Source organism: Acetobacter aceti, from assembly GCF_002005445.1.
Lineage (GTDB): Bacteria > Pseudomonadota > Alphaproteobacteria > Acetobacterales > Acetobacteraceae > Acetobacter > Acetobacter aceti_B.
The window spans coordinates 1,449,901-1,474,988 of sequence record NZ_CP014692.1 but is presented as its reverse complement, the minus strand read 5'-3'; the positions used below and the strand labels follow the sequence as shown (position 1 = coordinate 1,474,988).

Below are 25,088 nucleotides of genomic sequence, written 5' to 3'. Positions count from 1 at the left end.
TCTTAATCCTCAAATATTCCAGACCACACATGATCAAGTTGATAATATACCAGAGTCTTATAAAAACTTGGTCTTGACCTGGACACCGCATAATGCCCGTTTATTTTTCCATTAAAGTTTTCACCGTCAATATGAAATGATATAATATCATTTAAAGTAACAACTTCACCTTCAATACCAGAGACATCTGTAACTTGTACAATCCGCCTTACACCATCACGTTGCCGTTCTATTTGAATTATTAGATCAACAGCACCCACAATCTGAGCTTTTATGGAAGATGTCGGCAATCCAAAATTACCCATCTGTACCATATTTTCTATTCTAGTTATTGCATCTCTTGTTGTGTTCGCATGAATTGTGGACATACTTCCATCATGACCAGTATTCATAGCTTGCAGCATATCAAATGCTTCAGGGCCACGCACTTCTCCAATAATAATTCGATCGGGTCTCATACGTAATGCATTACGCACTAAATCCCTTTGAGTTATTTCACCAGTTCCCTCAATGGATGGGGGTCGCGTCTCTAGCCGAACAACATGTGGCTGCTGAAACTGTAATTCTGCCGCATCTTCAACAGTAATTATTCGCTCACTTGGGTCTATCAACCTAGACATTGCGTTCATTAAAGTTGTTTTTCCAGAACCAGTTCCACCCGATACAATTACATTCAATCGTATACGAGAAGCGATCTCTAATATTTTAGCCAACTGGACAGAACAACTACCGTTTTCAACCAATTTCTTAAAGTCTATCTTCTTTCTTGAAAATTTTCGTATAGACAAATAAGGCCCATCAAGAGCCAATGGGGGAAAAACTATATTTACTCGAGAACCATCTTCCAAACGCGCATCAACTGTTGGGCTTGATTCATCAATTCTTCTTCCAATAGCAGATGCAATTCTTTGGCTTACAGCCATTAAATGCCGTCTATCTCTAAACTGCGCTCCTGAATCAACCAGTTTTCCTGATTTCTCAACAAATATTTTATATGGACCATTAACCATAATATCAGTGATACGATCATCATCCAAAAGTGGTTGAATAGGACCAAGACCATTTATATCATTTACAAGTTCATTTGCCAAAATTTTTTGTTCACGGGCATTAAGCTGAATTCTTTTTTCTGTTGCAGTCTCATCAACTACACGTTCAATTTCCGGAATAAGCCGCTCAGGAGGCAATTTAGAGACCGCGACTGGATCCAATCTCTCCAAGCACAATCCATGCAATTCAGCCCATTGACCAATTATTTCTCTATGCTGGACATTGAAGCTGTCATCACCTTTTCCAACGTACGTAGGAATTTGCGATGACACTTTCCCAAAACGTGGACTTAAACTCATGACTGCCACCTCACAAAAATATCTTCTATTTTATTTCTTATTTTTCCAACTTTACTTTTTTTTGTTTCCATTGCTACTGATGCAGCCTCTTGTACTAAAACTGATATGGCAGAGCTAAATGCATTTTTTAAGCGAGCTGCCGGGTATCCAGATATTTCGCATTCATTAATAACTCTTGGTAAAAATGGAACAACTACATCAGGAGGACGGCCTAATACATCCGTAACTTCTTTAAGAGAGAGAGAGCCCGGTTGTCCGAGTTTATTCAGAACAACTAAAGGTCTCGATCCATATTTACTATTTTTTTGATAAGCTATGTATCTTAGAACATCTCGTAATGAAGCGAGAGAAGGGTCTATAATTATGATTTTTTGTTCACACAAATCCATCATATTTCTAGAAATTTCTCCAAATCCTTTTGGTATATCTATTGATATATAATTATATTTCTTCTTCACTACATCGATAAGATGACTCGGACCACTTTTTGAAATTGAAATAATTTCTGACATATCAGCCTGACTACTCAGAATATCACATCTTTCTCCAATTTTTTGCGCACTTCTTTCAATAAACAATTCGTCCACACGTTGTGGTGTTTCAAATGCAGTACGAAGTCCACTATCAGTTTTGACACCCATAAGAATAGATAGAGCTCCAGTATACAAATCACCATCTATAATAAGACTGTGACGTCTTGCAACTTCACCTAAATACCATGAGAAATTAGCTGCGATTGTTGTCGTGCCAACTCCTCCCCTTGCCCCGACAAAACCCAGAACCCTACCTCCACGAGTAGCTTCTGGCGTATATTCGTCCTCATTTAAAAATGGTCCAAAAAATCTAGAGACCATTGATCTATTGAGGGGTTTATATAAATACTCAGCTACCCCTAGACCTCTGGTTAACTGCCTATAAAAATTTGCATCCTGCCTATCACCAATAACAAGGACTTTTACATCAGGTTCGAGGACATTTGAAAGTTCAACCAAAGATGTAATTGGCTGATCTTCTCCAGAAACATCAATAATTAAAATGTCTGGAGAAATACCGCGACTTAATTTTACAGCGGCAAGAGAGCACGAGAGACATGCAAGAGAAAATTTTCCAGGATGAAATTCATCCAATACCTCTCTCAACACATTTTCACTAGCAACATCAGAAACAAAACCTTGAATACTAAACTCTGAAGAACTTTTCTTAAGAGCTCCTTCGAATGAATGCCCGTGATCAATCGATTTAAACTGACTCATTGTGCACCTGATTGACTACTAGCAACGTCACTCAGCTTAACTTTTTCCAGAGTTTTTATTTTACCATCTCGCAGTCTTTTGACAGCATCTACGGCTAACGAACCATTGTAATCCGAAACAGATCTTCCCACGGAAAGATCATGCGCATTTTCTACTTGTAATAATAAATTCTTTCCATTCGAATTCTGTGCATTCCAAGCCGAAGCCTGATAAAGAGGGTCTACCTGCGCACAACCATCGAGAACCAAACATACGGCTACGATAATCAGATAATATTGAAAGTTATGTCTCATTTCAATCTACCATAAACCCGACATCTGAAGGAATTCTTTCTTCAGCTTTGTTACCCGCATTTTTTTCAATACCTTTTCGCCTCCCACCTGTCTGGCTCATTTGGAACACTCTTTGATAGTCATCCGGAGCAGACCAGTGATCATTTGGTTTTGAAAGAAGGTCAGGGTTGGAAACAGGCTTTACAATATAAGGAGTAACAATAATGACCAATTCGCTTTGGTTATGCTGAAAACTGTTCGATTTAAACAAAGCACCCAATATCGGGATATCGCCAAGTCCCGGCAGTCCAAGCCCTTGTGTCGTTGTGTTATCCTGAAAAAGTCCTGCAATCGCAAAGCTTTGTCCGCTACCCAATTCTATGGTCGTATCAGCTCTGCTAACTGTTATTGCAGGGATGCTTATGCTTGCATTACCCTCACCAAACGATACAGCGCCATTGCTTGAAAGCTGGCTGACTTCCGGCCTTACATGAAGGTTTATTCGTCCGCCCGACAGGACTGTAGGAACAAACGACAAAGAAATACCGTACTGCTTAAACTGAACAGAAACTGTGTTATTGTAAGATGAAATTGGTATCGGATATTCACCACCCACGAGAAAGCTAGCAGGCTCCCCACTGGAAGTCGTCAGATTAGGTTCAGCCAACATGTGCACCAACTGATCCTGAGCAAGAGCATCAATGATTGTTTCTAAAGTAGTTTGCTTTCCACCAATTTTAAATCGTGACAGAAAAGCAAAGCTACTTTGACTTGACGCTAGTGCCGCCAGCGGATTTTTAGTTGCAAGTCCGATGACAGCACTTGTCCCCAAAGCGTTCATATTTTGCCATTCAACACCGATTTCTCTTACAAGCTGCCTCGACATTTCTACAATCTGCACTTGTAAATTGACCTGAGTGGAGTCTTTTAATCTTACATGATCGTAAACATCAGCTTTACCAGCCTGATCCTTAGCCATCTCCCACGCACGTTCTCCATTTTCCGGATTTGGTGCATTACCCGTAAGGTCCAGGCCGTTCTGACCCGCACGAGATCCATAATTGACCCCCGAAGATTGCGTCGCAATTTCTTTTACCTGGTGCGCCGCATACTGAGAAGGATTGACAACTATATCATACTGCCCAACTGGATGCCCTTCCCCATTGACGGCAGAAATTGTGGTGCGACCCACCCCCGTTCCAAAAACAAAAAGTGTTTTTGAATTTGCCGGTCTTACTTCAGCAATCTTTGGATCAGCCGCGAATGCGCTGGTAACGCTCGAATCCAATTCAATGAGTTTACCATTGCCTACTTCAAGAATAATGCTTGAAGATGACCTTGCTTGAGCTACGTGAATTTCGTTTACCACCACCAGAAAAGAAAACAAACTGACAGCAGAAAATTTCAATATATTTTTTATATTACTCATGTTCATTGCTTATGACTTCCGTTAACCCATTAAACACATGTATGGAATTTTCAATTGCTGCCGTTTTATGCGGCTCCACTTTTTTTTCTTTAATTTTTGACTCAAAAATATCGTCATTCCAGGTAGCGCCTGCTACTGAAGCATCCTCCGCTGACTTGGTCATAGACCTTAAAGTTAAGGTCAGATGTCCCACCTTCTCTGCCAGAGCCAGTTTTTGCGCATCCTCTGAATTCAGTTCCAAAACGATAGTTCTTGCATTCTGCGCAGAAGCGTTTGCAGGCCCCTGGCCCCGGACAAGATGCTGATCTACAGCAACAACATGAACATTCTGCAAAAGAGTTTTGACAGCAGACGTCTGAAAATCAGAGTTTTCCTGACCATGCTCCAGAGTTGGCATAAGAAGGACGTCCACATAATCGCCAGGCCAGATCAATCCGCCAACTGCATTTGATGGATCAACAGGCACGGCGACACCCCTCTTGCCTGGACTCAGCAATGCGGCAAGAAATCCTCCGTCTCCGGCATGCACAACATCCTCACCTCTAACAGGTGCGTTCTTGGGGATTGACACCCGCAACAGGCTACCAATCACATTCTGCCTGGCTGAAGATGAGTCCATTACAGTTCCCGGCAAAACAAAAGCCTTCGGGATACTCGCACCGGTAATATCAGAAGAATGAAGGACTTCACCAGCATAGAGCTGCCGATTGGCGACGAGCACCGCCACCATCGGCTCAGGCTTCACCACCTGCACAACCCGCGGCGCATCCTGCTGCTTTGCAGCCAGCCTGAAAATCAGAACGAAACAAACAACCGTCAGAACAGCAAAGCAAGAATATAATATGTAGCGATAAAGTTTCATTACATGCCCTGATCTTTGAGTGTTTCAACAAGAACACCCATCGCAATAGCCACGCCGTAAGGAACGGACATGGATGATTTCACGCGAAAAACAAAAATGTTTTGTAAAGACGCCTGAAAACTACTATTTCGCTGACTCAATGCCGATACAATCAGGCAGCACAAGGCGACAAAAACGCCTGCTATCGAAATGGACAGAAACAGAGAAACCAGATCGCAAAGGGGAACCAGAGGGATAACTGCCAAAATAAGCTTGACGTCTCCACCTCCGAATATACGGAAAATCCATAAAGTATAAAATATTGGAAACAGTAATATAACAGCGATCATCTCTTTTAAGAAGTCCCCTCGTGCACAGGACACGAAAATGGACAGAACAAATATTAAAAGAGAAGCTGAGTTATATATTTTTCGTGCATGAATATCCGTGCACGCTGAAAAAACAAGCAGGAAAGATGCTGCATCCAATGCGATATACCGCAGCATCTTTCGTATCTGCCCGTCAGGCTGCCTTAGCTGCCCGAGGAAGTCGGTGCGCTACCAAGAGTTGTGGAGATCGTGCTGAACAGCGTCTGCAACGAAGAACCAAGCAGTTTCATCGCACCAAAAGAAGCTACAGCAATAAGCCCTGCGATAAGAGCATATTCGATAGCCGTCACACCTTCGCGGTCTGCAAAAAGAGTACGGAGCCGTTCAACTGCTTTGCTTTCAGCAATTTTCTGAACAATGAAGTAGTCCATGTGTCCTGATCCTGTCGTCACAGTAAGTTACCTGTTGCGCCTCTGGAGCGGTCATGGTCTTTCTCACGCTCGGGCTCGTTAGAGATTTGCCGCAAAACTTTTAATCAAAGGTTAATGGAGCCGGCAGAAACATCCACTTTCCATTTTATTGGAAGAGCGTTTTCTTGAAAAATCTCATTGCCCAACGAACAGTCAGAACCAGCTTCGAATACCGAAAGTGAAGTTCACACCATTGCCGGTCTGACTGAAGGTTTTTTGAAAAAACCTGTTTTCATAGAACATGTTCGAATATGTGACGCCAATATAAGGCGCGATCTTTCTGTGCCATTCATAGCGTAATCTCAAACCCGCATCGATGTCGGACAGCCCTCTGCCAACACCTCGCGCACTGTCAGAATTTGAATAAAAATTAAGTTCTGCCTGCGGTTGCAGAATCAACCGATTGGTAATGAAGATATCATACGAACCTGTCAGACGTGCAGCGACGCCCCTATCGCTGAAATAGAAAGTCGCTTCGGCATCAAAGAAATAAAGAGCCAATCCCTGAAGACCTATAGCTCCCCAGGCGCGTGTGGGGCCACGATCTATGTCCAGCCGCACCCCCGACTGCACATCAAAATAACGCGAGACTGAGCGATCATAAAGAATCTCATGATCTCCATCTCCGAAACGACCATCGGTTCCCACTGTCCCTTCCGATTTCAGCCACAGCTTATTGTAATCGGAACCGAACCACGCTTGCCCATCATAACGGAACTGCCCGCCAGCACTGCTGTAACGTGCCTCAAACTGGTCCAGCAACGCATGGACATAAGTGCGCTGATCCATGACGGGCATGATGCCGTTCACATAGGAAACAGCCATTGCCTTGTTCATTGGCGCCGCATCGGCGGAAGACCCGCATGCCGCTGCAATTGCCAGGGCAACTGGCGTCAGACGCCGCATCACGCCACCACCACCGTCCGGAACATGCCGGTATCCATGTGATAGAGAAGATGGCAATGATACGCCCATAATCCTGGCACATCCGCCGTGACAAGATAGCTTAGCCGCTCCCCCGGCTTGACGTTCACGGTATGCTTGTACGGCTGAAACCTCCCATGTCCGTTCTCCAGCTCACTCCACAAGCCATGCAGATGGATGGGATGCTCCATCATGGTGTCATTGATCAGGATAAACCTGACACGTTCCCCAACCAGCAACCTGACAGGCTCTGCCTCCGAAAATTTCTTCCCGTTAAAACCCCAGATAAAGCGTTCCATATTTCCCGTCAGATGAAACACAATCTCCCGGGAAGGCTCACGCAGGTCACTCCCCGGCTTCAGGGCACGCAAATCTGTGTAGCGAAGGCATCTGCGTCCATTGCCATCAAGGCCATCCCCGGCCTCCCCAAGGCGGTTCTGAGGGTTTGAAGCAAGACTCTGAACCTCGACTCCTGTTTTCAATGACGAAGGCTGATTGACGGGCAACGCCACGGCATGATCGCCGGATGGCCCACTCTGCCTTGCGCCGTCAGAGTGAGTCTCCGGCATGGGGTGCCGCATGGACATTCCCGACATATCCATGCGGCCCATCTCCATCCCGGCCATGTCTCCCCTATCCGCCTGACCCATATTCATGTGGTCCATGGCAGCGTGACGGTGAGCTTTCTGCGGGACCGCCGTTACCGTCTTTCCTGAAGAAGCCTGGTCATGGGGCTCCATATGCATTCCGGCCATCGGGTCGCTTTTCTGCTCCCCATCCATGCCCATGCCCATGCCCTTCATGCCCGCCATACCCATGTCCGCCATTGTCCTCAGCGGTCGTGGATCCATGGGCGGGATAGCCCCCAGAGCGCCCTCCCGTGTGGCAAGCGTTCCGCGTGCGTAGCCAGTGCGATCCTCTGACTGCACAAAGATCGTGTAAGCTTCGTCAGCCGCGGGCTGCACGATCACGTCGTATGTCTCTGCCGGGGCAATACGGAATTCATCCACATGGACCGGTTCCACGTCGTTACCGTCGGACGCGACAACCTGCATCGTAAGACCCGGAATGCGCACATCGAACAGCGTCATGGAGGCCGCGTTGATGAAGCGGAGCCGAATGCGCTCTCCCGGACGAAAAAGGCCCGTCCATCCCTTGTCCGGCGATCGGCCATTCATGAGATAGGTGTAAATGATTCCCGACACGTCCGAGATATCCGTGGGAGCCATGTTCATGCCGCCCCACATCAGCCGGTCCCGGACACTCGCCATCAGGCCGTCCTTGCGAACATCGTGCAGAAAGTCGCCGACCGTACGCTGGCGGAAATTGTAATAGTCGCCGTCAAATTTCAGATTGGAGACGATGTCCATGGGATCGGCGTCCGTCCAGTCGGACAGCAGCACCACATAATCCCGGTCCGCCGTATAGGCAGGCCTGTCAGCCGGGTCGATCACCAGCGCCCCATAGAGCCCGGCCTGTTCCTGTCCACCGGAATGGCTGTGATACCAGTAAGTACCGCTCTGCCGGACCGGGAAACGATAGGTAAACGTCTCTCCCGCAGGAATTCCCGCGAAACTCAGTCCCGGCACTCCGTCCATGTCGGCCGGAAGACGAATGCCATGCCAATGGATCGATGTGTCTTCATGAAGATGGTTTCTGACCTGAAGTTCGACAGTATCACCTTCCCGCCAGCGCAAGGTAGGCGCCGGAATAGAACCATTGATTCCAATCCCTTTGGTTTTCTGCCGCCCAACCCGAACCGGGATTTTCTCGACGTTCAGAAGAAAGGACGAAGATACGTCCGGCAGTTCGGCCGAAAGCGGGCTCTCAGTGACCGCCTTGTGCGCCAGAGCTGGAGAAACAGCCGCCCCACAGCCCAGAGCAGCCGCGCCGGTGACGAAACGACGACGCCCGATGGGCGCGTGTTTCGGGAAAACAGACTCAATCATGTCTGAAAGATCCTGAAAAAGATCACAGAGGAAGGATGGCCGGTAACACCGGTCCTTCGGGACAGATCACCGCCTCAGGCGGTTTTTCAGGACAGGGTTCTGGGAGGCGGCAACGCCGGTATGGCCGCCTCTCCCGGAGGCAGACCGAATGCGGGTCTATGATAATGTGTTGCAGCAAGAAGCCGTTTTCCATAAACGGCCGACACCCGCAGGTCCGCCATCAACGGGAGCTGAACGCACCCGTCACTCATGCAGCAATCAGGACCATGTTCATGATGAGTGCTGCAATGCCGAGAGTGTGCCGCCTCAGACAGAGCGTGATGATGGTGGCCGGCACAGTCGGACGGACCAGAAGCAGCAGAGTGAATCATTCCGTCCATCGCCATGCCGCTGGCGTGCCTGTCTCCTGACGGTTTTCCATTCTGCACATGCGACATCATGGCCTGGGCTGGCATCAGCGCAGTCAGAAGCAACGCGACCTGCAACAGCAGAATCACGCCCCACCTTCCCACTTTTGTCTCAGTCACCCGACGCACCAGTTTCTGCCTCATGCGAAGACCGGAAATGGCCTGTCGGAGAATCCTATCGAGCACGACAAGACAGAGCAAGCCAAAGTGAAACCAGACGTCCTGTCTGAAGGATATGTCTTCAGTTGAGTCCCATGCGACCTCACACAAACTGGATGTCGCACGGATCGTCGATCTCGGCGTGTCATAGACCTTGAGCTTTACAAGTTCCCTGAACAACTTCAGTCTGGCAAAAGACCACGAGCATGCTCTTTTACGCTGCCCGTTACACCGCCGGAATGAGACGTTTCAGAGTCAGTTCCCGGAAGCGCCGCATTGGCTTCATATCCCCTTCAGCCCTTATCCGGATGACCGCCCCTTCGTACGCATCAATGATAGCACCGGCGACGTCTGCGGCATCGACATCAGCCTCCAGTTCTCCGACCGATTGAGCCTGTTTGAGCAGATCCGCCATTTGCGCTTGCCAGTGCGCGAACGCCACTTTCACACGGCGCCGCAAGGCTTCATTGTGAGGAGTGCTCGTCTGGGACAGGACGCCATAGAGGCATCCTGCCGTCTCCGGCGCCTGTTCCATTTCGGTCTCAAGATCCTCGAAATAGGCCCACAACCGACGTAACGGCGAACTATCCCCGGCAAAGCTGCGCATCCGAAAGGCCTCGTATCGAAGCGAATACGCTTCGATCACCTCAAGCGCATAAGCCTCCTTGCTGGGGAAGAAATTGTAAAACGACCCTTTCGTGACCCCGGCCCGCTTGAGGATCGGCTGAATGCCGATGCCTTCGAAGCCATTCATAAGAAAAGCCCTGAGACCTTCCTCGATAAGAATTTCCCGGGTATTCCGTTTTTTCATTGGACAAAATTAGACCGATCGCCCTAATTCGTCAAACTTGCAAACAGACCGGTCGGTATGCTTCCGAGTCCGTTATAATTGAGGTGCTTGATGCCGCGACAGAGGCAGTACGGCTTGATACTCGTGACCGTCGCGACGTTGCTCTGGAGCCTGGCTGGCCTGTTTGTGCATCTTATTGATGTGCCGGTCGGCGACCTGATCCTGTGGCGCTCCTTTTTTGCCGGTTGCGCCCTTCTGGCAATCGCTGTCCTTTGGCCTGCGCAAGAGAGTGTCTTTGGTTGGGCTGGACTTGGCGCCTCTCTCCTGTCGGCTGTCGCGATGGGGGCCTATGCCGCGGCGCTGACACTGACCAGCGTGGCAAACGTGATGATTCTCTATGCGACGCTGCCTTTATTTACGGCCGCGATCGGCTGGGTCTTCATCGGCGAACGCAGCCCGCGCCGTGCGCTCGTCGCCAGCGTGGTCTCACTCATCGGCGTAGGAATTGTTGCTGGCCAGGGAGTGAATCTTGCAGATATATCCGGAAATCTGCTGGCTCTTCTCATGACTGTCACCTTTGCAGGATTGCTGATATTAGCGCGCGCCGTCCCACGGCTTAATCTCGCCCTTATCAATGCTGTCGCCGCATTCCTTTGTTCACTGGTTGCTCTTCCCTTCTCCTCAGGCGCGGTTCCCGGACTTCACGATCTCGCTTTTCTTTTCGCGCTCGGGGTTTTGACGACCGCCCTTTCCTTCCTGCTGTTCCTGATGGGAAGCCGTTTCATCAGTTCGACTGAAGCGGCCCTGGTGGAATTGCTTGACGTCGTACTTGGACCATTATGGGTCTGGCTGGTCCTCTCCGAATATCCAGGCACGGGAGCACTCATTGGCGGCGGGATCGTGCTTGCCGCCGTGCTATGGAATCTGGCTCCAGCGCTGCGCTACAGAGCTGCGAAAACACCGGCGGCGACCGGTCAATATTCCTCTGCTGAGCTGGCTGACGCCATGTGCTGCCAGCAGCCGAGTCCTGTGACGCCACAGGGCCTTAACTGACGGGACGGCCCCCTATGCGAAAAAGCGCAGTCCGTGAGACGCCCTGTCCATAACGTCTCACGGATATCCATTTCTGCGTCCCGAGAATACCAGGACGAGGCCATCCGCCATTCTTCATGCAAAGCAGCCTGAACCGGACCTAGCGATGCGTCCCGGCACCGACCGCGAATACTGTGTCATGCAGCCGCTCGAACGCATCCTGAAGCGTATCATGCGCCCGATGCCCCTTGCTGCCAACGATCGTCACGGTTGCGGTCATGCCGGCAGACACCGTCACATCATCCGGGATACGGTCGATCTGGACTCGGACCGGGATACGCTGGGCCAGACGCACCCATGTATAGACCGGGTCCACAGTCGGCAGACCCTGCACACCACTGGTCGCGTTGGAAGTTGCAATGCCTCGGGTGATGCTGACCACGTGTCCTTCGAGCGGATGATGGAAGCCCATCAGGTCCACGCGAACTGGATCGCCAATGTTGATCGAGCCGATCTTGGTTTCCTCGAAATAACCATCCACCCAGTAGGAACTCTGATCAATCACCGTGATGTTCGGTTTACCTGCCGTGGCGAAGTCGCCCACCCTCATGATCAGATTGTTGACAGGCCCCGTTACCGTACTCCGGATGTGGGTTCGTTCCAGATTGATCTTCGCCTGCGAAAGCTGTGCAAGCGCCTGGGCATAGACAGCCCTCGCGACCTCGGCGGTCGCTTCATAAACCTGCTTTTCTTCCGGTGACGCCGCCGCATCGGTCAGCCTGTCCCGACGGTTATGCTGGGCCGTTTTCAGAACAAGATCCGCCTTTCGCTGATCCGCCACGGCTGTCGCATTGGCGACCGCAACCTGAAAGTCGAACGGATCGATATCGTACAGCACGTCTCCCGCATGCACGACCTGATTGTCATGGACATGAAGGGCGATGATCGGCCCGGAGACACGCGGCGCGATATTGACGGTCTGGACACGGACCTGTCCGTTTCGCGTCCATGGAGCGGATGTATAGTAATCCCACAGAACAAAAGCCGTAATCGCTGCAATGATGAGAATAACTGCAGTGGTTGTGTACTGGAGAGCCTTTCTCGCTTTTTCAAACACGATCCGGTCCTCTGTCCATGACGTTCCAACCGGACGTCAGCATGCTTTGCAGTCGTTCCATTGCCTCTCAACGCTCCTTTTTCCGTTTTCCGTCCGGCGGATGGCCAGATCAGCATTCCGTTCAGAGCAGGATCGTGTAGATCCCGGTAAAGATAATGAGCATGCCGAACTCGGCGAGCGGCACATTCCACATGAACCGGTCCAGACGTGTCCTGGTCAGGATCGGCTTGAGGATCACCATGGTCAGAAGGCCGAGGCCGACATGCACGAGAAACGAGGAAACCAGCAGTCCGCCTATATTGATGACGGACTGAAGAGGCGCGTTCATTGGGCTCTCCAGCGCATCGCAGGGACAGGGTTGAGATCATAAAGCCTGATGGCGGAACGGTTCTGTTCCAGAATACGGATCGCGCCCGCCATGCCTGACACAGCACCCAGAACCGTCGCCATTTCACCATGCGGCAGATTTTCTGACAGCAGCAGAAGACGCTCCGCATGAATGGTCATACGGGTTATGGCGGCATCTACATTATAGATGATCGAAGACCGCAGGGCCGCTTCAGCTTCGGCTCTCACAATCGGGATCGTTGCCGCACGCTGAAGATGCCGGCGCGCACGGGCCAGCGCTCCACCAAGATCATCAAGACTGGCGAAACGGGCAAAGACACGATCCCGCGCCTTTGAAGGCCGGAGGTAGCTGTTCCACATCCTGAGCTTGGTCAGCCGGTCATAGTGACGGCTGATAAGAGCCGATCCCTCCTGCTCGCCATGACCTTCGAATTGCCGATGGAGATCGTGCCCGATAGCCATCGCCACCCGGAAACGACGGGTTTTCGCCTTGGGTGGCAGGAGCAGCGTGAGAGTGATGAAGATCAGCACGCCTGCGAAGAGATACTGCTCGTCACGGTTGATGAACTGCGCGAGGTTATAACTCTGCTCATTGGCGACGCCGAGAATGACGAAAAAGAACACGCCTGCATTGAAGCCGATCGCGGACGTCTTCGGATTGAGCAACAGCAGGCAGCTTCCGAAGATGACGGGGATCACCATGATCGCAAAGAACGTCATCTCCGCCCCATGTGGCAGAATACCGAAGTTCAGAATGGCTGCGACGACGATCGCCAATGGCATGCCGATCAATGCGCCCATCCCGAAGGCCCGGACGTCATAGGTCGTTGCCGCCAGTGTCAGAACGATTGCGGTCTGGGACAATGCGGAATAGCTCTGCGGCAGACCGGTCAGAATGCAGAGACCCGCCGCGAGCGAAAAACCGATCAGCACGCGCAGACCGTTCAGAAGCGCGAGAATGACGTCCTGATGGGTCACAATCTTCAGTTCGGGCGCCTGCGTCCGGGCATGTCCGCCCTTGTGAACACAATCCACACCATCCTCGGCCCAGCGCCAGTAGGACAGCAGGGACATGACGCGCTCGATGAACCAGGCTTCGTCCAGAGTCAGCCGGGTCTCATTACCCGCCGCGTCCAGATGGGTTTCCCGCGCCAGTTGCTCCAGATCCTCGACGGCGATGCGGGGCGATGACGCCGCATCGCCGGTGCCGAAGGCGGAGCGGACACGCTTGAGCACATCGTCAGACACCAGACCGCGTTCAAGCACCATGGCAATCGCCCGGCTGCAGTTCAGCATTTCCAGCAGGGCCACCATGGCGGAGCGCGCGCCGACCATACGGAGCCGTCCGTCTGAAATCTCCGTGCGGGCGAAGGAGACCTGAGACGTCAGCGCCATGATCTGGCCAGCGATACCTGCGGATGCCGCCGCATCCGGCACCGATCGGCCCGCGACAGAATCCCGGGCGATCCGCGCCACCATGGAAGCCAGTGAATCCAGCGCGTGTGTGAGCTTGCTCCAGGCGGTCGGCGAACCGAAGACGTCATTGACGGCGGCGGTCGCGGCAATCCCGATAACGATGGCCGACACACGATTGACGGTGACATCGTAAGCGGTTTCCGGTGTGTCGATACAGCCAATGGCGATCAGCGCCACCGTGTAACCTGCCAGCATGGCGGCATAAGCACGGAAATCCCGCTCAAGCGTCCCCATGATGCAGCAAAGGGTGAGCCATAGGGCGACCCCGCCGAGAAGAAGGGCGCGATCCTGACTGAAACAGGATGTCAGCGCCAAGGCGACAAATGCGCCAACAAAAGTACCGGCGAGCCGGTAAAGGGCTTTGGACAGCATCTGGCCGCGAAGGGGCTGGGCCAGAATCATGACGGTCACGGCAGACGATCCCGGCGAGGAGATCTGCAGCCAGAAGGACACGGCCAGAGCGAGCCAGACGGCAAGCCATGTTCGTACACAGAACATGAACCAGCCGGCAGGAAAGTAATCTTTGCCGGGTGAAGGCATCCACACCAGTCGTCGTAATGACCACCAGTGCGGGGCAGATGTATGACCACGCACGCCCACCCTAATCTCCAGCCTCACTACTCAGTTGACGGAAAACAACTACTTCTCATCAACTGTGCTGGACAGGATTACAAATAACAAAACGTGGCTGAGCATGCGTCACCGTCCGACGTGATATTCACAGACGGCGCATCATTATTATTTGAACGGACACGATATAGCCGATCATGACATGCAGCACTGCCTGAGCGTGCATTTTAGAAGCGTGACATGATGTAATAGGTAGAAACGCCGCCTCTCAGAGAGAACGACGGAACACCCTGTGCTTCTTGGTCGGCTCCGGAACAATCCGTTCGATCAGGCGGCGCATGGGCGTGTTGGTCTCCAGCACCCATCCAAGTTCGATCTTCCGGTAGGGCAGACTGTGGCCCCGCTTCATCAGTTCGCTGATCAGCAATGCAGGCAGAAGCGCTCCCAGCGCCGTCCCCGAAAGCGATTTACCGACGCCAAGCAGGATGACACGGGCGGAATGGAAATCATGCCGCAACAGACGCAGGCCGAGCTTCGCCCATCCCAGAGGGGACGGCGCGCCTCCCAGATCACCAGACACATCGAAAACATTCGGCACCACCAGCGCGACACCCGCGGGTTCACCGTCCTGTTCAACGAGGACGAAATGCTCCGATTTAAGGATGGGCTTGATCTCATGGATCATGCCGCTCATGTCGTCTTCCGTGTACGGAACGAAACCCCAGGTCTCTCGCCAGGTATCGTTGTACAGCGTCCGGAGAATCTCGCCGTCACGCTCGATATTCTTCGCATCCATCGGACGGACGGACAGCGCGCCAAGACGCCCTTCCCCGAGAGAAAGCCCTTTCGGAACAATATGCGCATTCTCGGCGTGGGGGCCCATCTCCATCTGATAGGACAGGACATCCATCTCTTTCGTGAGACCCGCAGCCTCAATGGCCTCGCTGAGAAACGGTGGATGCCAGGGGATCATGACCATGGGGGCAGCCTGCTGTCCCTCGATCATCGTGCCATATTCACCATTGCTGTTCAGCGTCCACGGCCCGAGCATCGAGTTCATGCCTTTTGCGCGCAACCATTCGGCAGCGGCCTCCAGAAGAGGCGCAACCACTTCCGGGGACTCTGCATCCAGAGCGCCAAAAAATCCTGTTTGCGGTGTCAGCTCCGTTTCCGGAGCGGCGTCGCGCACCAGATTATCTATCTGCGCAGAAATCCGTCCGACGGCCCGACCATTGCGCCAGGCCAGAAAATACTGCGCTTCTCCATGGTGGTAGAAAGCCGATTTCGCCGGATCGAGCAGATTGCGTTGTTCCATGTCCAGTGGCGGCACATACCCGGCACTGCCAGCATACAGTCGGCGCGGAAGGCGGATGAAAGTCGACAACTGACGGAAACCCCTGACCGGGGTAATGACAAGGCGCGCCGTCTGGGTCATGAACTCTCCCTGCAAACACGCGGTCCCGCGCGATACCATAACCAGCACCTTCTCTCTCGGTGCGTGAAGGGCATTGGACATACCGTTGAAAGAAACCGCTGCCAACGTGAAACAACACAAACGTCACAACAGATTGTTTCGGTTTTCCCGCTTTTCATCCATCAGAAAGCCTGCCGCGACAAGCCATGCCCTGACGAAACCGATTAGCATTCTCATAACAGGCGCTTCGGGCGGCATCGGAAAAGCGCTTGCCTGCGATCACGCCAGACCAGGAAGCAGCCTTGCCCTGTGGGGCCGCAATGCCGGTCGCCTGCGGGATGTCGCGCAAATTTGCCGGGAACGGGGCGCGTCTGTCCTGACCAGGGAAATCGACCTCGCAGATGGTCCCATGGCGCTCGCGGCGTTTCGTGCCGACGACGATAAGTTACATTTTGACACAGTAATTCTCTGCGCCGGCCTCTCCGATATGAAAACGGCTTCGGAAAAAACGGAACGCGCCGAAACCGTGCTTGAACTCGGCCTCGTCAACTATGCGGTTCCCTCCGCCCTCACCATGGCGGCCGCAGACAGGATGCAGGCACGCGGCGGCGGCAGGATCGCGCTTATCGGCTCCGTGGCGGCCTATCATGACCTGCCTTTTGCCGCCGGTTATGGTGGATCGAAGGCCGGTCTGGCCCGATTCGCAAGTTCGGCGCGCATGGCGCTTGCTCCTCTGGGTGTGAAAGTGGTTCTTATTGCGCCGGGCTTTGTGGATACGGACATGAGTCGCCGCATTATCGGGCCCCGCCCTTTTCTCGTGACGCCGGAAGCCGCATCTCGCCACATCATCGCCGCTCTTGCCCACAATAAGGGGGAGACAATCTTTCCCTGGCCATTCCGGTTGTTGCGCCTGATCGACCGTCTCACGCCGGGGATCATCCGGAGAGTCATCATGACACGCATCAATGCAGACCAACGACCCCGCCAGGGCGATTCCACCAAACCTGCCTCGAAACAGACAGCCTGAATCCTCTGTTTCCGAAGCAATGCCACTTACCGCTGAAACACAGCACTTTTTATCTTTGGTGAACAAAAAGGAAGCCTGCTGATCATGGAAGAGATCGTCGTCGCCGATATCGGTGGAACCCATGCGCGTTTCAGCATCGCAACGGTGGATCAGGGGCGAGTCAGATCACTTGATGAGCCCCTGATTCTGGATGTGGTGGACCACGATACGCTGGAAAGCGCATGGGCTCATTTTCGTCAGGTCAGCGGGCGCACTCTCCCACGCCGGGCCGCTCTGGCGGTTGCCGCTCCCGTTCAGGGCGAAGTCCTGACAATGGCGAACAACCCCTGGATCATCGTTAGAGCTGATCTTCCGAGACAACTGTCTGTCGACAACCCTCTGCTGCTCAATGATTTTGAAGCCGTCGCCCATGCCGTCGCGCATCTTGATCACGACAGTCAGCCTTATCTGTGCGGACCGGATCGACCGCTACCCTCAGAAGGCACCATTCTGACGATTGGTCCGGGAACAGGTCTGGGGACGGCCAGCATCATCCGTAACCGAGGGGAAACCCTCGTCCGGGGCGCGGAAGGTGGTCACATCGGCTTCAGCCCCTCAGACGATTTTGAAGACCGGCTGCTCAATCGTCTTCGCGCGCTCCACGGGCGCGTTTCGGCGGAGAGACTCATTTCAGGACCGGCGATCATTCCCATATGCGACCTCATCGCCGAGGACAGGGGAGAAATGAGTCGCAAGCTGAACGACAGGCAGCTCTGGACGATGGCTCTGGAGGGCCATGACCAGATCGCCACGCAAGGAATGACCCGGTTCTGTCAGCTACTGGGATCATTTGCAGGCGACATGGCTCTTGCTCACGGCGCAACGGGTGTGGTCATCGCCGGAGGACTGGGTAAACGCCTGATGGAAATCCTGCCTCATTCGGACTTCTTTCCCCGCTTCATTGCAAAAGGACGATTCGAATCCTTGATGCGGAAAATTCCTGTCAGAATGATCCATTACCCTGAGCCGGGCCTCTTCGGGGCAGCATCAGCCCTCGCCTGTCAGATGGCGAGGGAATAAGGCGGAATCGTGGATTCCATCAGGCAGTCGGAAACAAGGAACTGCTTCCAGCGCCTGATCGCGGTTCATGAAAAAGACAGAGAGAGCCTGGAGGCCTGACCTTGTCGGGTCTCTGCGCGTACGGTCTCTCACCATCGCCAGTAAGCAGGTGAATGGCGCCGGACACAATTGCCCGTCAGACCCTCACAAGAGGCAGCGGGACTCTGTCATGTCCATTCAGTGAGAAAAGACTGTTCAGGCGGGCGTGCGGTTTTGAGACCTGTAAAACGGAAACAGCCGTAACCGTAAAATCAGACCGGCTTTCCCGGTTATCTGCGATTTTCAGGAAATACTGGAGGTCCGGGCGGGAATCGAACCCACATTCGCGGATTTGCAGTCCGCTACATCACCATTCTGCCACCGGACCTCATCGGTGCCTGCGCTATATCCCGCACGTCCTCCTGCGGGTCAAGCCCTGTCTGTGATTCCCGTGTCGGCCGCCTCTGCTCAACCCATTGTCAGCACTGTTTGCGATACAAGGAGTTGACGAAGCCGGTCTGCTGGGTTTTCTCATTATCGCAATGACAATCCTGGAACGGCTGCGTTGCCAAGGATCTCACACAGACTGAAACGGAACGTGACCATCATGACCCACGCCGCAGACCGGATACGGACCTCAGTGATGGCCCCGTATTCCCCAGAGATCACTCCCACCGCTGACCAAATTTCTTCGGCTTTCGATGACGCCCGGCAACGGATGGTTGATGATCAGGTTCGTCCTGTGGAGGTCAATGATCCCCGCATCATCGCTGCAATGCGGACATTGCCGCGCGAATACGCAGTGCCCGGCAATGAACGGCAGTTCGCCTATTCGGACCTCACTCTTCCGCTCGGAAATGGTCGTTATCTGCTGCAACCCATGGTCACTGCACGACTCCTGCAGATGGCCGACATCCGGACAGGACAACGCGTTCTCGTTGTCGGGGCGGGCACAGGCTATCTGGCTGCTCTCATCGCCATGCTGGGAGCAGAGGTGGTAGCGCTGGAGGAAGATGATACCCTTCGGGCCATCGGCATCTCCTTTACGGATCACGTGTCTGCCGTAATATCATGGACGCATGCGTCCCCTCTTTCCGGCGCCCCGGAAAACGCCCCTTTCGATCTGATCATTTTTGACGGCGCCATTTCCGAAATCCCGCGTTTCTGCTCCTCTCAACTGAGCGAAAATGGTCGTGTGGCAGGAATCCTTCGTCCGAACGACGGCACGTCCACTGCTTTTCTGGCAGAAGCCGACAGGTCTGAAGGATGGTCCATCCATCGCTTTTTCGATGCCGAAGCCCCAGTCCTGCCCGCTTTTGAGCGGCCGGCGGCGTTTGCCTTCTGAGAAAAAAGCAAACGCCGCAGATATAAAATTCCGGCGTGGCAATCTGCTGTTAAGTAGAATAGTGGAAAGTCCGACACCAGCGTGGCATAAGCTCTCAACTCCGGTCGAGTATGCGGAGCAGGTAGCAAAGAGAGAAGTTAAATGAAGCATTCCTGCCGCCTAGGCTTTGGACTGGCAGCTCTGCTGTGCAGTTCGACAGCCATGGCCCAGAAATACGACGGCAGCGGCGAGCCCAGTTTCATTCCTCACACGCTTGAGGAAGCTCTTTCTGTCGCCTATCTGACCAATCCGACACTTCAGCAGGAACGCGCAACACTGAGAGCGACGGACGAAAACGTTCCTACCGCGCTGGCAGGATGGCATCCCACCATCAAGGGGCAGTTCAACCCCAGCTACTACAAGGGCAGCAACAACTACACCGGTGATCCGTCGCAAGGCATTTCGAGCTATCAGCGCAAATACAGCACGTTCGGTTTTGCGGCGAATGTGATTGCGACCCAGCCCATCTATACCGGTGGCAAGACAACCGCCCAGACGCACCAGGCCGTCAACAAGGTCATGGCCGAAAGAGCCAAGCTGATCTCCACGGAACAACAGGTCTTCATCAGTGTTGTGAACGCTTACGTCGGCGTGATTGAGGACGAACAGCTCCTGCAGCTGAACATCAACAACGAGCGCGTTCTCGAACAGCAGCTTAAAGCGACAAACGAGCGCTTCCGCGTTGGTGAGATCACGCGTACCGATGTGGCGCAGGCCGAATCTGCCTATGCGAGCGCGAAAGCCACGCGCCAGCAGTCGGAGGGAACCCTTCAGACCGCACAGGCTACCTATATGCAGGTGGTGGGCATGGCCCCTCCGCCCAACCTTATTCCACCCCAACCACTTGTGCTCCCGGTCAAATCGGAGAACGAGGCCGTGGCTCTGGCGGTGAAAAACAATCCCGACGTCATTACGGCGCTGTTCACCGAATCGGCGCAGAAAGATGCTGTAGCAGTCGCTATGGCGGCTCTGATGCCGACTGTCTCGGCTTCGGCAGCCTACATGCGTCAGGTCAACCAGCAGCTTGGTGGTCAGACCAACGATGATAAATACGCCACACTGGATGTAAGCGTACCTCTCTATCAGGGGGGCTCGGAATATTCAGAAGTACGACAGGCCAAGCAGCAGGCGCAGGCTTCAAGTCGCGCCGTCGATGTCCAGCGGCGAACCGCCGCACAGGCCGCGGCATCAAACTGGCAGCGTCTGGTGTCTTACAAAGCCGCTATCGAGAGCAATCACGCAGCCATCAGGGCTGGCATGGTCGCCCTTGATGGCGTGGAAAGACAGGCCATTGTTGGCACAAGCACTACTCTTGAAGTGCTTCAGCAGCAGAGCACGCTTCTTCAGGCTCAGGTCGCCCTTGTTCAAAGCTTGAGCAATATGGTCACGTCCTCTTACAACGTCGCCTCTGCAATCGGACGCTTGACGGCTCTTGATCTACATCTGAACGTACCGCTTTATAATGAGAAAGCCTATTATGACGCGGTTAAGGATCGTTTGTGGGGTCTGAACGACTATGCGTTGGATCAGCCCGGACGATAAGCGCGGCGTGGAAAGGTTTTTGAATGACAGAAAATAACGACACGCAGCCTGAAAACGGTTCCATCAACACCGTTCTGAGTTCCATCCGCCGCATTTTGCAGGAAGGAAAGGAGGCGCATGCAGCGTCTCAACAGGCTGCTGAAACCTCACCCCAGATCACGGGACAGGCGAGAACGAAACCTGAAGAGGTCGCACCGCTTCCTGTCCCCGCCACGCAGGACGATGACGATGACGACAGCGTCCTCGTGCTCGACTCTTCCATGTTTGCGCATGAAGAAGAGCCTGACGCAGAGAGTCATGCAGAACCGCCTGTCGAAGTTCACGCACCGGCTCTTCCTCCCGAAGCAGTCAGTCCCGAGCCAGAACACAAACCTGAGCCCGCATCAGCACCTGAGCCTGCTCCAGCCGTAGTGTCCGCAGAGCCAGTGCACGCGGCTCAACCTGAATCTCCTGCGCCTGAACCGGAGCCTGCTCCCGTTCAGCCAGCAGAGACGCATGTATCGGTAACGGCAGAAACCGAAAATCATGCTCCCGTCCCCCTGCCAACCCCAATACCTGTCATTCCCCCCTTGTCTCGACCAGTGCAACTGGTGGAAACTACCGAGTCACAACAGGCTAGGACCAGAATGAGCGAGAACAGAACTCCGGCGGAAGCTGCTGCCGGTTATTCAGACTCTGATGCCCCGCTGCCAGTACAGATCGCTCTGGACAAGCAGACTGTCGGTGCTACGGAACATTCTTTTGGCGCGCTGCAACAGATGCTGCGCCGCAAACAATCTTTTGAACATAAGGAGAGACGAGTGTCTATTACGCGCGGTGGAAACCTGACCATTGAAGATATCGTTCGTGACGAAGTCCGTGCATTCCTGAAGGAATGGCTGGATCAGCACCTGTCCGGTATCGTGCAGCAGGCTGTTCAGAAAGAGATCGAGCGTCTTAGCGACCGCTGATCCCTTTGACCCGGCCTGACCGACCGGAAACGGTTCAGGGATGGCTGGTCAGAAACCCGCTCCAAGCGGTATGAGGAAACGCAGCGCGGCACAAGCGCTGCGTTTCTTTTTGTTCAAACACCTTCCATCTGGTTAGAGGCGATGCTCAGCAAAACGTTTCAGGCGACCGACACCGAAGCCCAGCTCTACGAAACCTGGGAAACTGAGGGACGGTTCGCTGCCGATCCGAACAGCAAGGCCACGCCTTTCACCATCATGATCCCGCCGCCCAACGTGACCGGCACGCTCCATATGGGGCATGCGCTGACCATGACGTTGCAGGACACGCTGATCCGCTGGCAGCGCATGCAGGGGCGCGACACACTCTGGCAGCCCGGCACGGACCACGCGGGCATTGCGACCCAGCTTGTGGTCGAGCGGCAGTTGGCTGGCGAAAACACCACGCGACAGGCGCTTGGCCGCGAAGAGTTCCTCAACCGTGTGTGGAAATGGAAAGGTGAATCCGGCAGCGGCATCACCCGCCAGCTTCGCCGCCTCGGCTCGTCCCTCGACTGGTCGCGCGAGCGCTTCACCATGGATGACGGGCTGTCCAAGGCCGTCAAGGAAGTCTTCGTCTCGTTGTATCGTGACAAGCTGATCTATCGTGACCGTCGCCTCGTCAACTGGGACCCGCATTTCCGAACCGCCATTTCCGACCTTGAAGTCGAGAACAAGGAAGTTCGCGGTAATCTCTGGCACATCCGCTATCCGGTCGCGGACTCTGACGGTGAATCCATTGTCGTCGCCACGACCCGTCCGGAGACCATGCTGGGCGATACGGCTGTCGCCGTGCACCCCGAGGACGAGCGTTACAAGGCTCTGGTCGGACGTTTTGTTGTCCTGCCGCTGACCGGTCGGCGTATTCCCATCGTTGCCGACACCTATTCCGATCCGGAAAAAGGCACTGGCGCGGTCAAGATCACCCCGGCGCATGACTTCAACGACTTTGAAGTCGGCAAGCGTCATGATCTGCCGATGCTGACAGTGCTGGATGAAGGCGCTGCCGTTACGCTTGCGGAAATCGGAGACGATCTTCACACCGTTGACGGTCTGGCCGATCCTGCTTTCGTACGCGCTCTGGAAGGCATGTCCCGCGAGGACGCCCGCAAGGCCATTGTCGCCGAGCTTGAGACTCTGGGCTACCTCGTCGAGATCGAACCGCACACCAATCAGGTGCCGCACGCCGAGCGTGGTGGCGCTGTGGTCGAGCCGCGCCTGACGACGCAGTGGTATTGCGATGCGGCGACCCTCGCCGGTCCGGCGATTGAAGCCGTTGAGAAAGGCGATGTCACCTTCGTGCCGCGCCAGTGGGAAAACACGTTCTTCGCCTGGATGCGGGACATTCAGCCCTGGTGCATCTCCCGCCAGCTTTGGTGGGGGCATCGTATCCCTGCCTGGTATGGCCCGGATGGCGCCGTTTTCGTCGGATATGACGACGCCGACGCCAAGCAGCAGGCGAAAGCGCACTACGGCGAAGATGTCGAACTGACGCAGGATGAAGACGTGCTGGACACGTGGTTTTCCTCCGCCCTGTGGCCGTTCTCCACCCTCGGCTGGCCTGAAAAGACGCCAGATCTGGCCCACTATTATCCGACCGATGTGCTCGTCACCGGCTTCGACATCATCTTCTTCTGGGTCGCCCGGATGATGATGATGGGTCTGCACTTCATGAAGGATGTGCCGTTCCACACCGTGTTCATTCATGGTCTGGTGCGCGATGAGCGTGGCCAGAAAATGTCGAAGAGCAAGGGCAACGGCATCGACCCTCTGGAACTGCTCGACCAGTACGGCGCGGATGCGGTCCGTTTCACCATCTGCGCGCTGACCGGCGTCGGGCGTGATCTGAAGTTTGGCCCGAAGCGCGTCGAAGATCATCGTGCGTTTGTGACCAAGCTGTGGAATGCCTCGCGCTTCTGCGAGATGAACGGGGTGAAGCCGGTTGAGGGCTTCGATCCTTCGACCGTGCAGAGCCCGCTCGGTCGTTGGATCATCTTCGAAGCGTCCAAGGCCATCAGCGAGGCGACCAGCGCGCTCGAAGCCTATCGTTTCGATGAATATGCTGGTGCCTGCTACCGCTTTGTCTGGAACCGTTTCTGCGACTGGTATCTGGAACTGACCAAGCCGCTGTTTTCGGGCGACACAACGCCGGAAGCCGACGAACTGCGCGCCGTCACGGCCTGGGTGCTGGAGACGATCCTGCGTCTGCTTCAGCCGATCATGCCGTTTGTCACCGACACGCTCTGGCACGAGTTCGGCTATGGTCCGCGTGGCGAGCTTATGGGCGCTAAATGGCCGGTTCCTGTGACCGTGCCGGGAGCCGAGGCGGCTGTTGAGGAAATCGACTGGCTGACACGCTTTATTTCCGAAATCCGCACTGTGCGTTCGGAAATGAATGTGCCCCCTTCCCGTCTGTCGCCTGTGCTGCTGAAGGATGCATCGGCCACCACGCAGGATCGCGCCACACGCTGGAGGGAAACGATTGGCCGTATGGCCCGTGTTTCCGAAATCGGCGTTCTGGACGGCGATGTGCCGAAAGGCTCGGCTCAGGCGGTGCTTGATGAAGCGACGCTGGTTCTGCCGCTTGCCGATATCATCGATCTGGACGCTGAACGCGCCCGGTTGGCGAAGGAGCTGGACAAGGCGGAAGGTGAAATCGAGAAAACCGAGCGCAAGCTGGGCAATGCGGACTTCATCGCCCGTGGTAAACCGGAGATTGTTGAGGAAACCCGCGAGCGTCTGGTGACCCAGCAGGGTGATCGGGATCGCCTGAAGGCAGCACTCGCCCGTCTGGGGTGAGTGCTGGGTGTCTTAAGCAGATAAAAGTTTTGGGTACCGCCTTTTTTCAAAAAGGCGGTGTTCTTTGAAGCTTTTTGAAAAAAGCTTCACCAAAAACTTTTTATGTTTAAGACCATGGTGTTGTGGGGTGATAGTTTTTGCGGG

General features: G+C 53.9%; 22 protein-coding genes and 1 tRNA gene. 7 read left to right on the top strand and 16 right to left on the bottom strand.

Annotated elements, in window-relative coordinates; translation table 11 throughout:
* Positions 1 to 2 precede the first annotated feature (2 nt).
* The 11 genes from A0U92_RS06625 to A0U92_RS06580 all read right to left on the bottom strand — a co-directional run bounded on the left by A0U92_RS06625 (position 3) and on the right by A0U92_RS06580 (position 10,193).
* Entirely contained in the window at positions 3 to 1,349 is a 1,347-nt protein-coding gene (locus A0U92_RS06625) for a TadA family conjugal transfer-associated ATPase (RefSeq protein ID WP_077812541.1), read from the bottom strand.
* The gene (locus A0U92_RS06620; RefSeq protein ID WP_077812540.1) at positions 1,346 to 2,602 is read right to left on the bottom strand and encodes a CpaE/TadZ family protein; all 1,257 of its coding nucleotides are present in this window, start codon (positions 2,600 to 2,602) and stop codon (positions 1,346 to 1,348) included. The genes A0U92_RS06625 and A0U92_RS06620 overlap by 4 nt, the downstream gene beginning before the upstream one ends.
* Complete coding sequence (locus A0U92_RS17230) at positions 2,599 to 2,895, bottom strand: hypothetical protein (protein WP_149026399.1); 297 nt, start codon at positions 2,893 to 2,895, stop codon at positions 2,599 to 2,601. Before A0U92_RS17230 ends, A0U92_RS06620 begins: the two co-directional genes overlap by 4 nt.
* Before the next feature lies 1 nt (position 2,896).
* Positions 2,897 to 4,309, bottom strand: a complete 1,413-nt coding sequence (locus tag A0U92_RS06615) for a type II and III secretion system protein family protein (RefSeq protein ID WP_077812539.1) — start codon at positions 4,307 to 4,309, stop codon at positions 2,897 to 2,899.
* Entirely contained in the window at positions 4,296 to 5,165 is an 870-nt protein-coding gene (cpaB, locus tag A0U92_RS06610) for a Flp pilus assembly protein CpaB (RefSeq protein ID WP_077812538.1), read from the bottom strand. Before cpaB ends, A0U92_RS06615 begins: the two co-directional genes overlap by 14 nt.
* A complete protein-coding gene (locus tag A0U92_RS06605) occupies positions 5,165 to 5,650 on the bottom strand; it encodes a prepilin peptidase (protein ID WP_077812537.1) in 486 nt (161 codons plus the stop codon). The genes cpaB and A0U92_RS06605 overlap by 1 nt, the downstream gene beginning before the upstream one ends.
* Positions 5,651 to 5,676: 26 nt before the next feature.
* Positions 5,677 to 5,904, bottom strand: coding sequence for a Flp family type IVb pilin (locus A0U92_RS06600; protein ID WP_077812536.1), 228 nt, complete (start codon positions 5,902 to 5,904; stop codon positions 5,677 to 5,679).
* Positions 5,905 to 6,096: 192 nt separating this feature from the next.
* The gene (locus A0U92_RS06595) at positions 6,097 to 6,849 is read right to left on the bottom strand and encodes a copper resistance protein B (RefSeq protein ID WP_077812535.1); all 753 of its coding nucleotides are present in this window, start codon (positions 6,847 to 6,849) and stop codon (positions 6,097 to 6,099) included.
* Entirely contained in the window at positions 6,849 to 8,816 is a 1,968-nt protein-coding gene (locus tag A0U92_RS06590; protein ID WP_077812534.1) for a copper resistance system multicopper oxidase, read from the bottom strand. Before A0U92_RS06590 ends, A0U92_RS06595 begins: the two co-directional genes overlap by 1 nt.
* An 86-nt stretch (positions 8,817 to 8,902) precedes the next feature.
* Positions 8,903 to 9,562: a hypothetical protein gene (locus tag A0U92_RS06585; RefSeq protein WP_149026398.1), complete on the bottom strand. Its 660-nt coding sequence runs from the start codon at positions 9,560 to 9,562 to the stop codon at positions 8,903 to 8,905.
* A gap of 46 nt (positions 9,563 to 9,608) precedes the next feature.
* Entirely contained in the window at positions 9,609 to 10,193 is a 585-nt protein-coding gene (locus tag A0U92_RS06580) for a TetR/AcrR family transcriptional regulator (RefSeq protein ID WP_077812532.1), read from the bottom strand.
* Between the two features lie 114 nt (positions 10,194 to 10,307).
* Between A0U92_RS06580 and A0U92_RS06575 the strand changes: the two genes are divergently transcribed.
* Positions 10,308 to 11,225: a DMT family transporter gene (locus A0U92_RS06575; RefSeq protein WP_257788160.1), complete on the top strand. Its 918-nt coding sequence runs from the start codon at positions 10,308 to 10,310 to the stop codon at positions 11,223 to 11,225.
* A gap of 139 nt (positions 11,226 to 11,364) precedes the next feature.
* Here A0U92_RS06575 and A0U92_RS06570 read toward each other — a convergent pair whose 3' ends face one another.
* From A0U92_RS06570 to A0U92_RS06555, 4 genes are all read right to left on the bottom strand, one after another.
* On the bottom strand, positions 11,365 to 12,321 hold the full coding sequence (locus tag A0U92_RS06570; RefSeq protein ID WP_077812530.1) for an HlyD family secretion protein: 957 nt from the start codon (positions 12,319 to 12,321) through the stop codon (positions 11,365 to 11,367).
* Positions 12,322 to 12,442: 121 nt separating this feature from the next.
* Entirely contained in the window at positions 12,443 to 12,649 is a 207-nt protein-coding gene (locus tag A0U92_RS06565; RefSeq protein ID WP_077812529.1) for a DUF1656 domain-containing protein, read from the bottom strand.
* Complete coding sequence (locus A0U92_RS06560) at positions 12,646 to 14,643, bottom strand: FUSC family protein (RefSeq protein ID WP_408736112.1); 1,998 nt, start codon at positions 14,641 to 14,643, stop codon at positions 12,646 to 12,648. The genes A0U92_RS06565 and A0U92_RS06560 overlap by 4 nt, the downstream gene beginning before the upstream one ends.
* 340 nt (positions 14,644 to 14,983) lie before the next feature.
* Positions 14,984 to 16,150 (bottom strand): GNAT family N-acetyltransferase, encoded by a 1,167-nt coding sequence (locus tag A0U92_RS06555; RefSeq protein ID WP_077812527.1) that lies wholly within the window; start codon positions 16,148 to 16,150, stop codon positions 14,984 to 14,986.
* A 190-nt stretch (positions 16,151 to 16,340) separates the two neighbouring features.
* On the opposite strand from A0U92_RS06555, the gene A0U92_RS06550 reads away from it, so the two are divergent.
* Both A0U92_RS06550 and A0U92_RS06545 read left to right on the top strand, forming a co-directional pair.
* The gene (locus A0U92_RS06550; protein ID WP_236748348.1) at positions 16,341 to 17,156 is read left to right on the top strand and encodes an SDR family NAD(P)-dependent oxidoreductase; all 816 of its coding nucleotides are present in this window, start codon (positions 16,341 to 16,343) and stop codon (positions 17,154 to 17,156) included.
* 84 nt (positions 17,157 to 17,240) lie between these two features.
* Positions 17,241 to 18,215 carry a glucokinase gene (locus A0U92_RS06545; protein ID WP_077812526.1) on the top strand — a complete coding sequence of 325 codons (975 nt, stop codon included), beginning with the start codon at positions 17,241 to 17,243 and terminating at the stop codon, positions 18,213 to 18,215.
* Positions 18,216 to 18,547: 332 nt separating this feature from the next.
* Here the strand turns inward: A0U92_RS06545 and A0U92_RS06540 are convergent.
* Positions 18,548 to 18,621: transfer RNA gene (locus A0U92_RS06540), tRNA-Cys, on the bottom strand.
* 219 nt (positions 18,622 to 18,840) lie between these two features.
* Between A0U92_RS06540 and A0U92_RS06535 the strand changes: the two genes are divergently transcribed.
* The 4 genes from A0U92_RS06535 to A0U92_RS06515 all read left to right on the top strand — a co-directional run bounded on the left by A0U92_RS06535 (position 18,841) and on the right by A0U92_RS06515 (position 24,944).
* Entirely contained in the window at positions 18,841 to 19,578 is a 738-nt protein-coding gene (locus tag A0U92_RS06535; RefSeq protein WP_077812525.1) for a protein-L-isoaspartate O-methyltransferase family protein, read from the top strand.
* A 141-nt stretch (positions 19,579 to 19,719) separates the two neighbouring features.
* Positions 19,720 to 21,159, top strand: a complete 1,440-nt coding sequence (locus A0U92_RS06530; RefSeq protein ID WP_187668879.1) for a TolC family outer membrane protein — start codon at positions 19,720 to 19,722, stop codon at positions 21,157 to 21,159.
* Between the two features lie 23 nt (positions 21,160 to 21,182).
* Positions 21,183 to 22,109 carry a DUF2497 domain-containing protein gene (locus A0U92_RS18235; protein WP_236748296.1) on the top strand — a complete coding sequence of 309 codons (927 nt, stop codon included), beginning with the start codon at positions 21,183 to 21,185 and terminating at the stop codon, positions 22,107 to 22,109.
* Between the two features lie 141 nt (positions 22,110 to 22,250).
* Positions 22,251 to 24,944: a valine--tRNA ligase gene (locus A0U92_RS06515; RefSeq protein WP_077812523.1), complete on the top strand. Its 2,694-nt coding sequence runs from the start codon at positions 22,251 to 22,253 to the stop codon at positions 24,942 to 24,944.
* Positions 24,945 to 25,088: the final 144 nt, after the last annotated feature.

What these genes read in the sequence shown, in the direction of transcription:
- A0U92_RS06555 (WP_077812527.1), bottom strand. Translation starts at nt 16,150, where the DNA reads ATGACCCAGACGGCGCGCCTTGTCATTACCCCGGTCAGGGGTTTCCGT.
- A0U92_RS06625 (WP_077812541.1), bottom strand. Translation starts at nt 1,349, where the DNA reads ATGAGTTTAAGTCCACGTTTTGGGAAAGTGTCATCGCAAATTCCTACG.
- A0U92_RS06580 (WP_077812532.1), bottom strand. Translation starts at nt 10,193, where the DNA reads ATGAAAAAACGGAATACCCGGGAAATTCTTATCGAGGAAGGTCTCAGG.
- A0U92_RS06590 (WP_077812534.1), bottom strand. Translation starts at nt 8,816, where the DNA reads ATGATTGAGTCTGTTTTCCCGAAACACGCGCCCATCGGGCGTCGTCGT.
- A0U92_RS06530 (WP_187668879.1), top strand. Translation starts at nt 19,720, where the DNA reads ATGAAGCATTCCTGCCGCCTAGGCTTTGGACTGGCAGCTCTGCTGTGC.
- A0U92_RS06535 (WP_077812525.1), top strand. Translation starts at nt 18,841, where the DNA reads ATGACCCACGCCGCAGACCGGATACGGACCTCAGTGATGGCCCCGTAT.
- A0U92_RS06620 (WP_077812540.1), bottom strand. Translation starts at nt 2,602, where the DNA reads ATGAGTCAGTTTAAATCGATTGATCACGGGCATTCATTCGAAGGAGCT.
- A0U92_RS06605 (WP_077812537.1), bottom strand. Translation starts at nt 5,650, where the DNA reads ATGCTGCGGTATATCGCATTGGATGCAGCATCTTTCCTGCTTGTTTTT.
- A0U92_RS06595 (WP_077812535.1), bottom strand. Translation starts at nt 6,849, where the DNA reads ATGCGGCGTCTGACGCCAGTTGCCCTGGCAATTGCAGCGGCATGCGGG.
- A0U92_RS06600 (WP_077812536.1), bottom strand. Translation starts at nt 5,904, where the DNA reads ATGGACTACTTCATTGTTCAGAAAATTGCTGAAAGCAAAGCAGTTGAA.
- cpaB (WP_077812538.1), bottom strand. Translation starts at nt 5,165, where the DNA reads ATGAAACTTTATCGCTACATATTATATTCTTGCTTTGCTGTTCTGACG.
- A0U92_RS06615 (WP_077812539.1), bottom strand. Translation starts at nt 4,309, where the DNA reads ATGAACATGAGTAATATAAAAAATATATTGAAATTTTCTGCTGTCAGT.
- A0U92_RS06515 (WP_077812523.1), top strand. Translation starts at nt 22,251, where the DNA reads ATGCTCAGCAAAACGTTTCAGGCGACCGACACCGAAGCCCAGCTCTAC.
- A0U92_RS18235 (WP_236748296.1), top strand. Translation starts at nt 21,183, where the DNA reads ATGACAGAAAATAACGACACGCAGCCTGAAAACGGTTCCATCAACACC.
- A0U92_RS17230 (WP_149026399.1), bottom strand. Translation starts at nt 2,895, where the DNA reads ATGAGACATAACTTTCAATATTATCTGATTATCGTAGCCGTATGTTTG.
- A0U92_RS06560 (WP_408736112.1), bottom strand. Translation starts at nt 14,643, where the DNA reads ATGTTCTGTGTACGAACATGGCTTGCCGTCTGGCTCGCTCTGGCCGTG.
- A0U92_RS06565 (WP_077812529.1), bottom strand. Translation starts at nt 12,649, where the DNA reads ATGAACGCGCCTCTTCAGTCCGTCATCAATATAGGCGGACTGCTGGTT.
- A0U92_RS06545 (WP_077812526.1), top strand. Translation starts at nt 17,241, where the DNA reads ATGGAAGAGATCGTCGTCGCCGATATCGGTGGAACCCATGCGCGTTTC.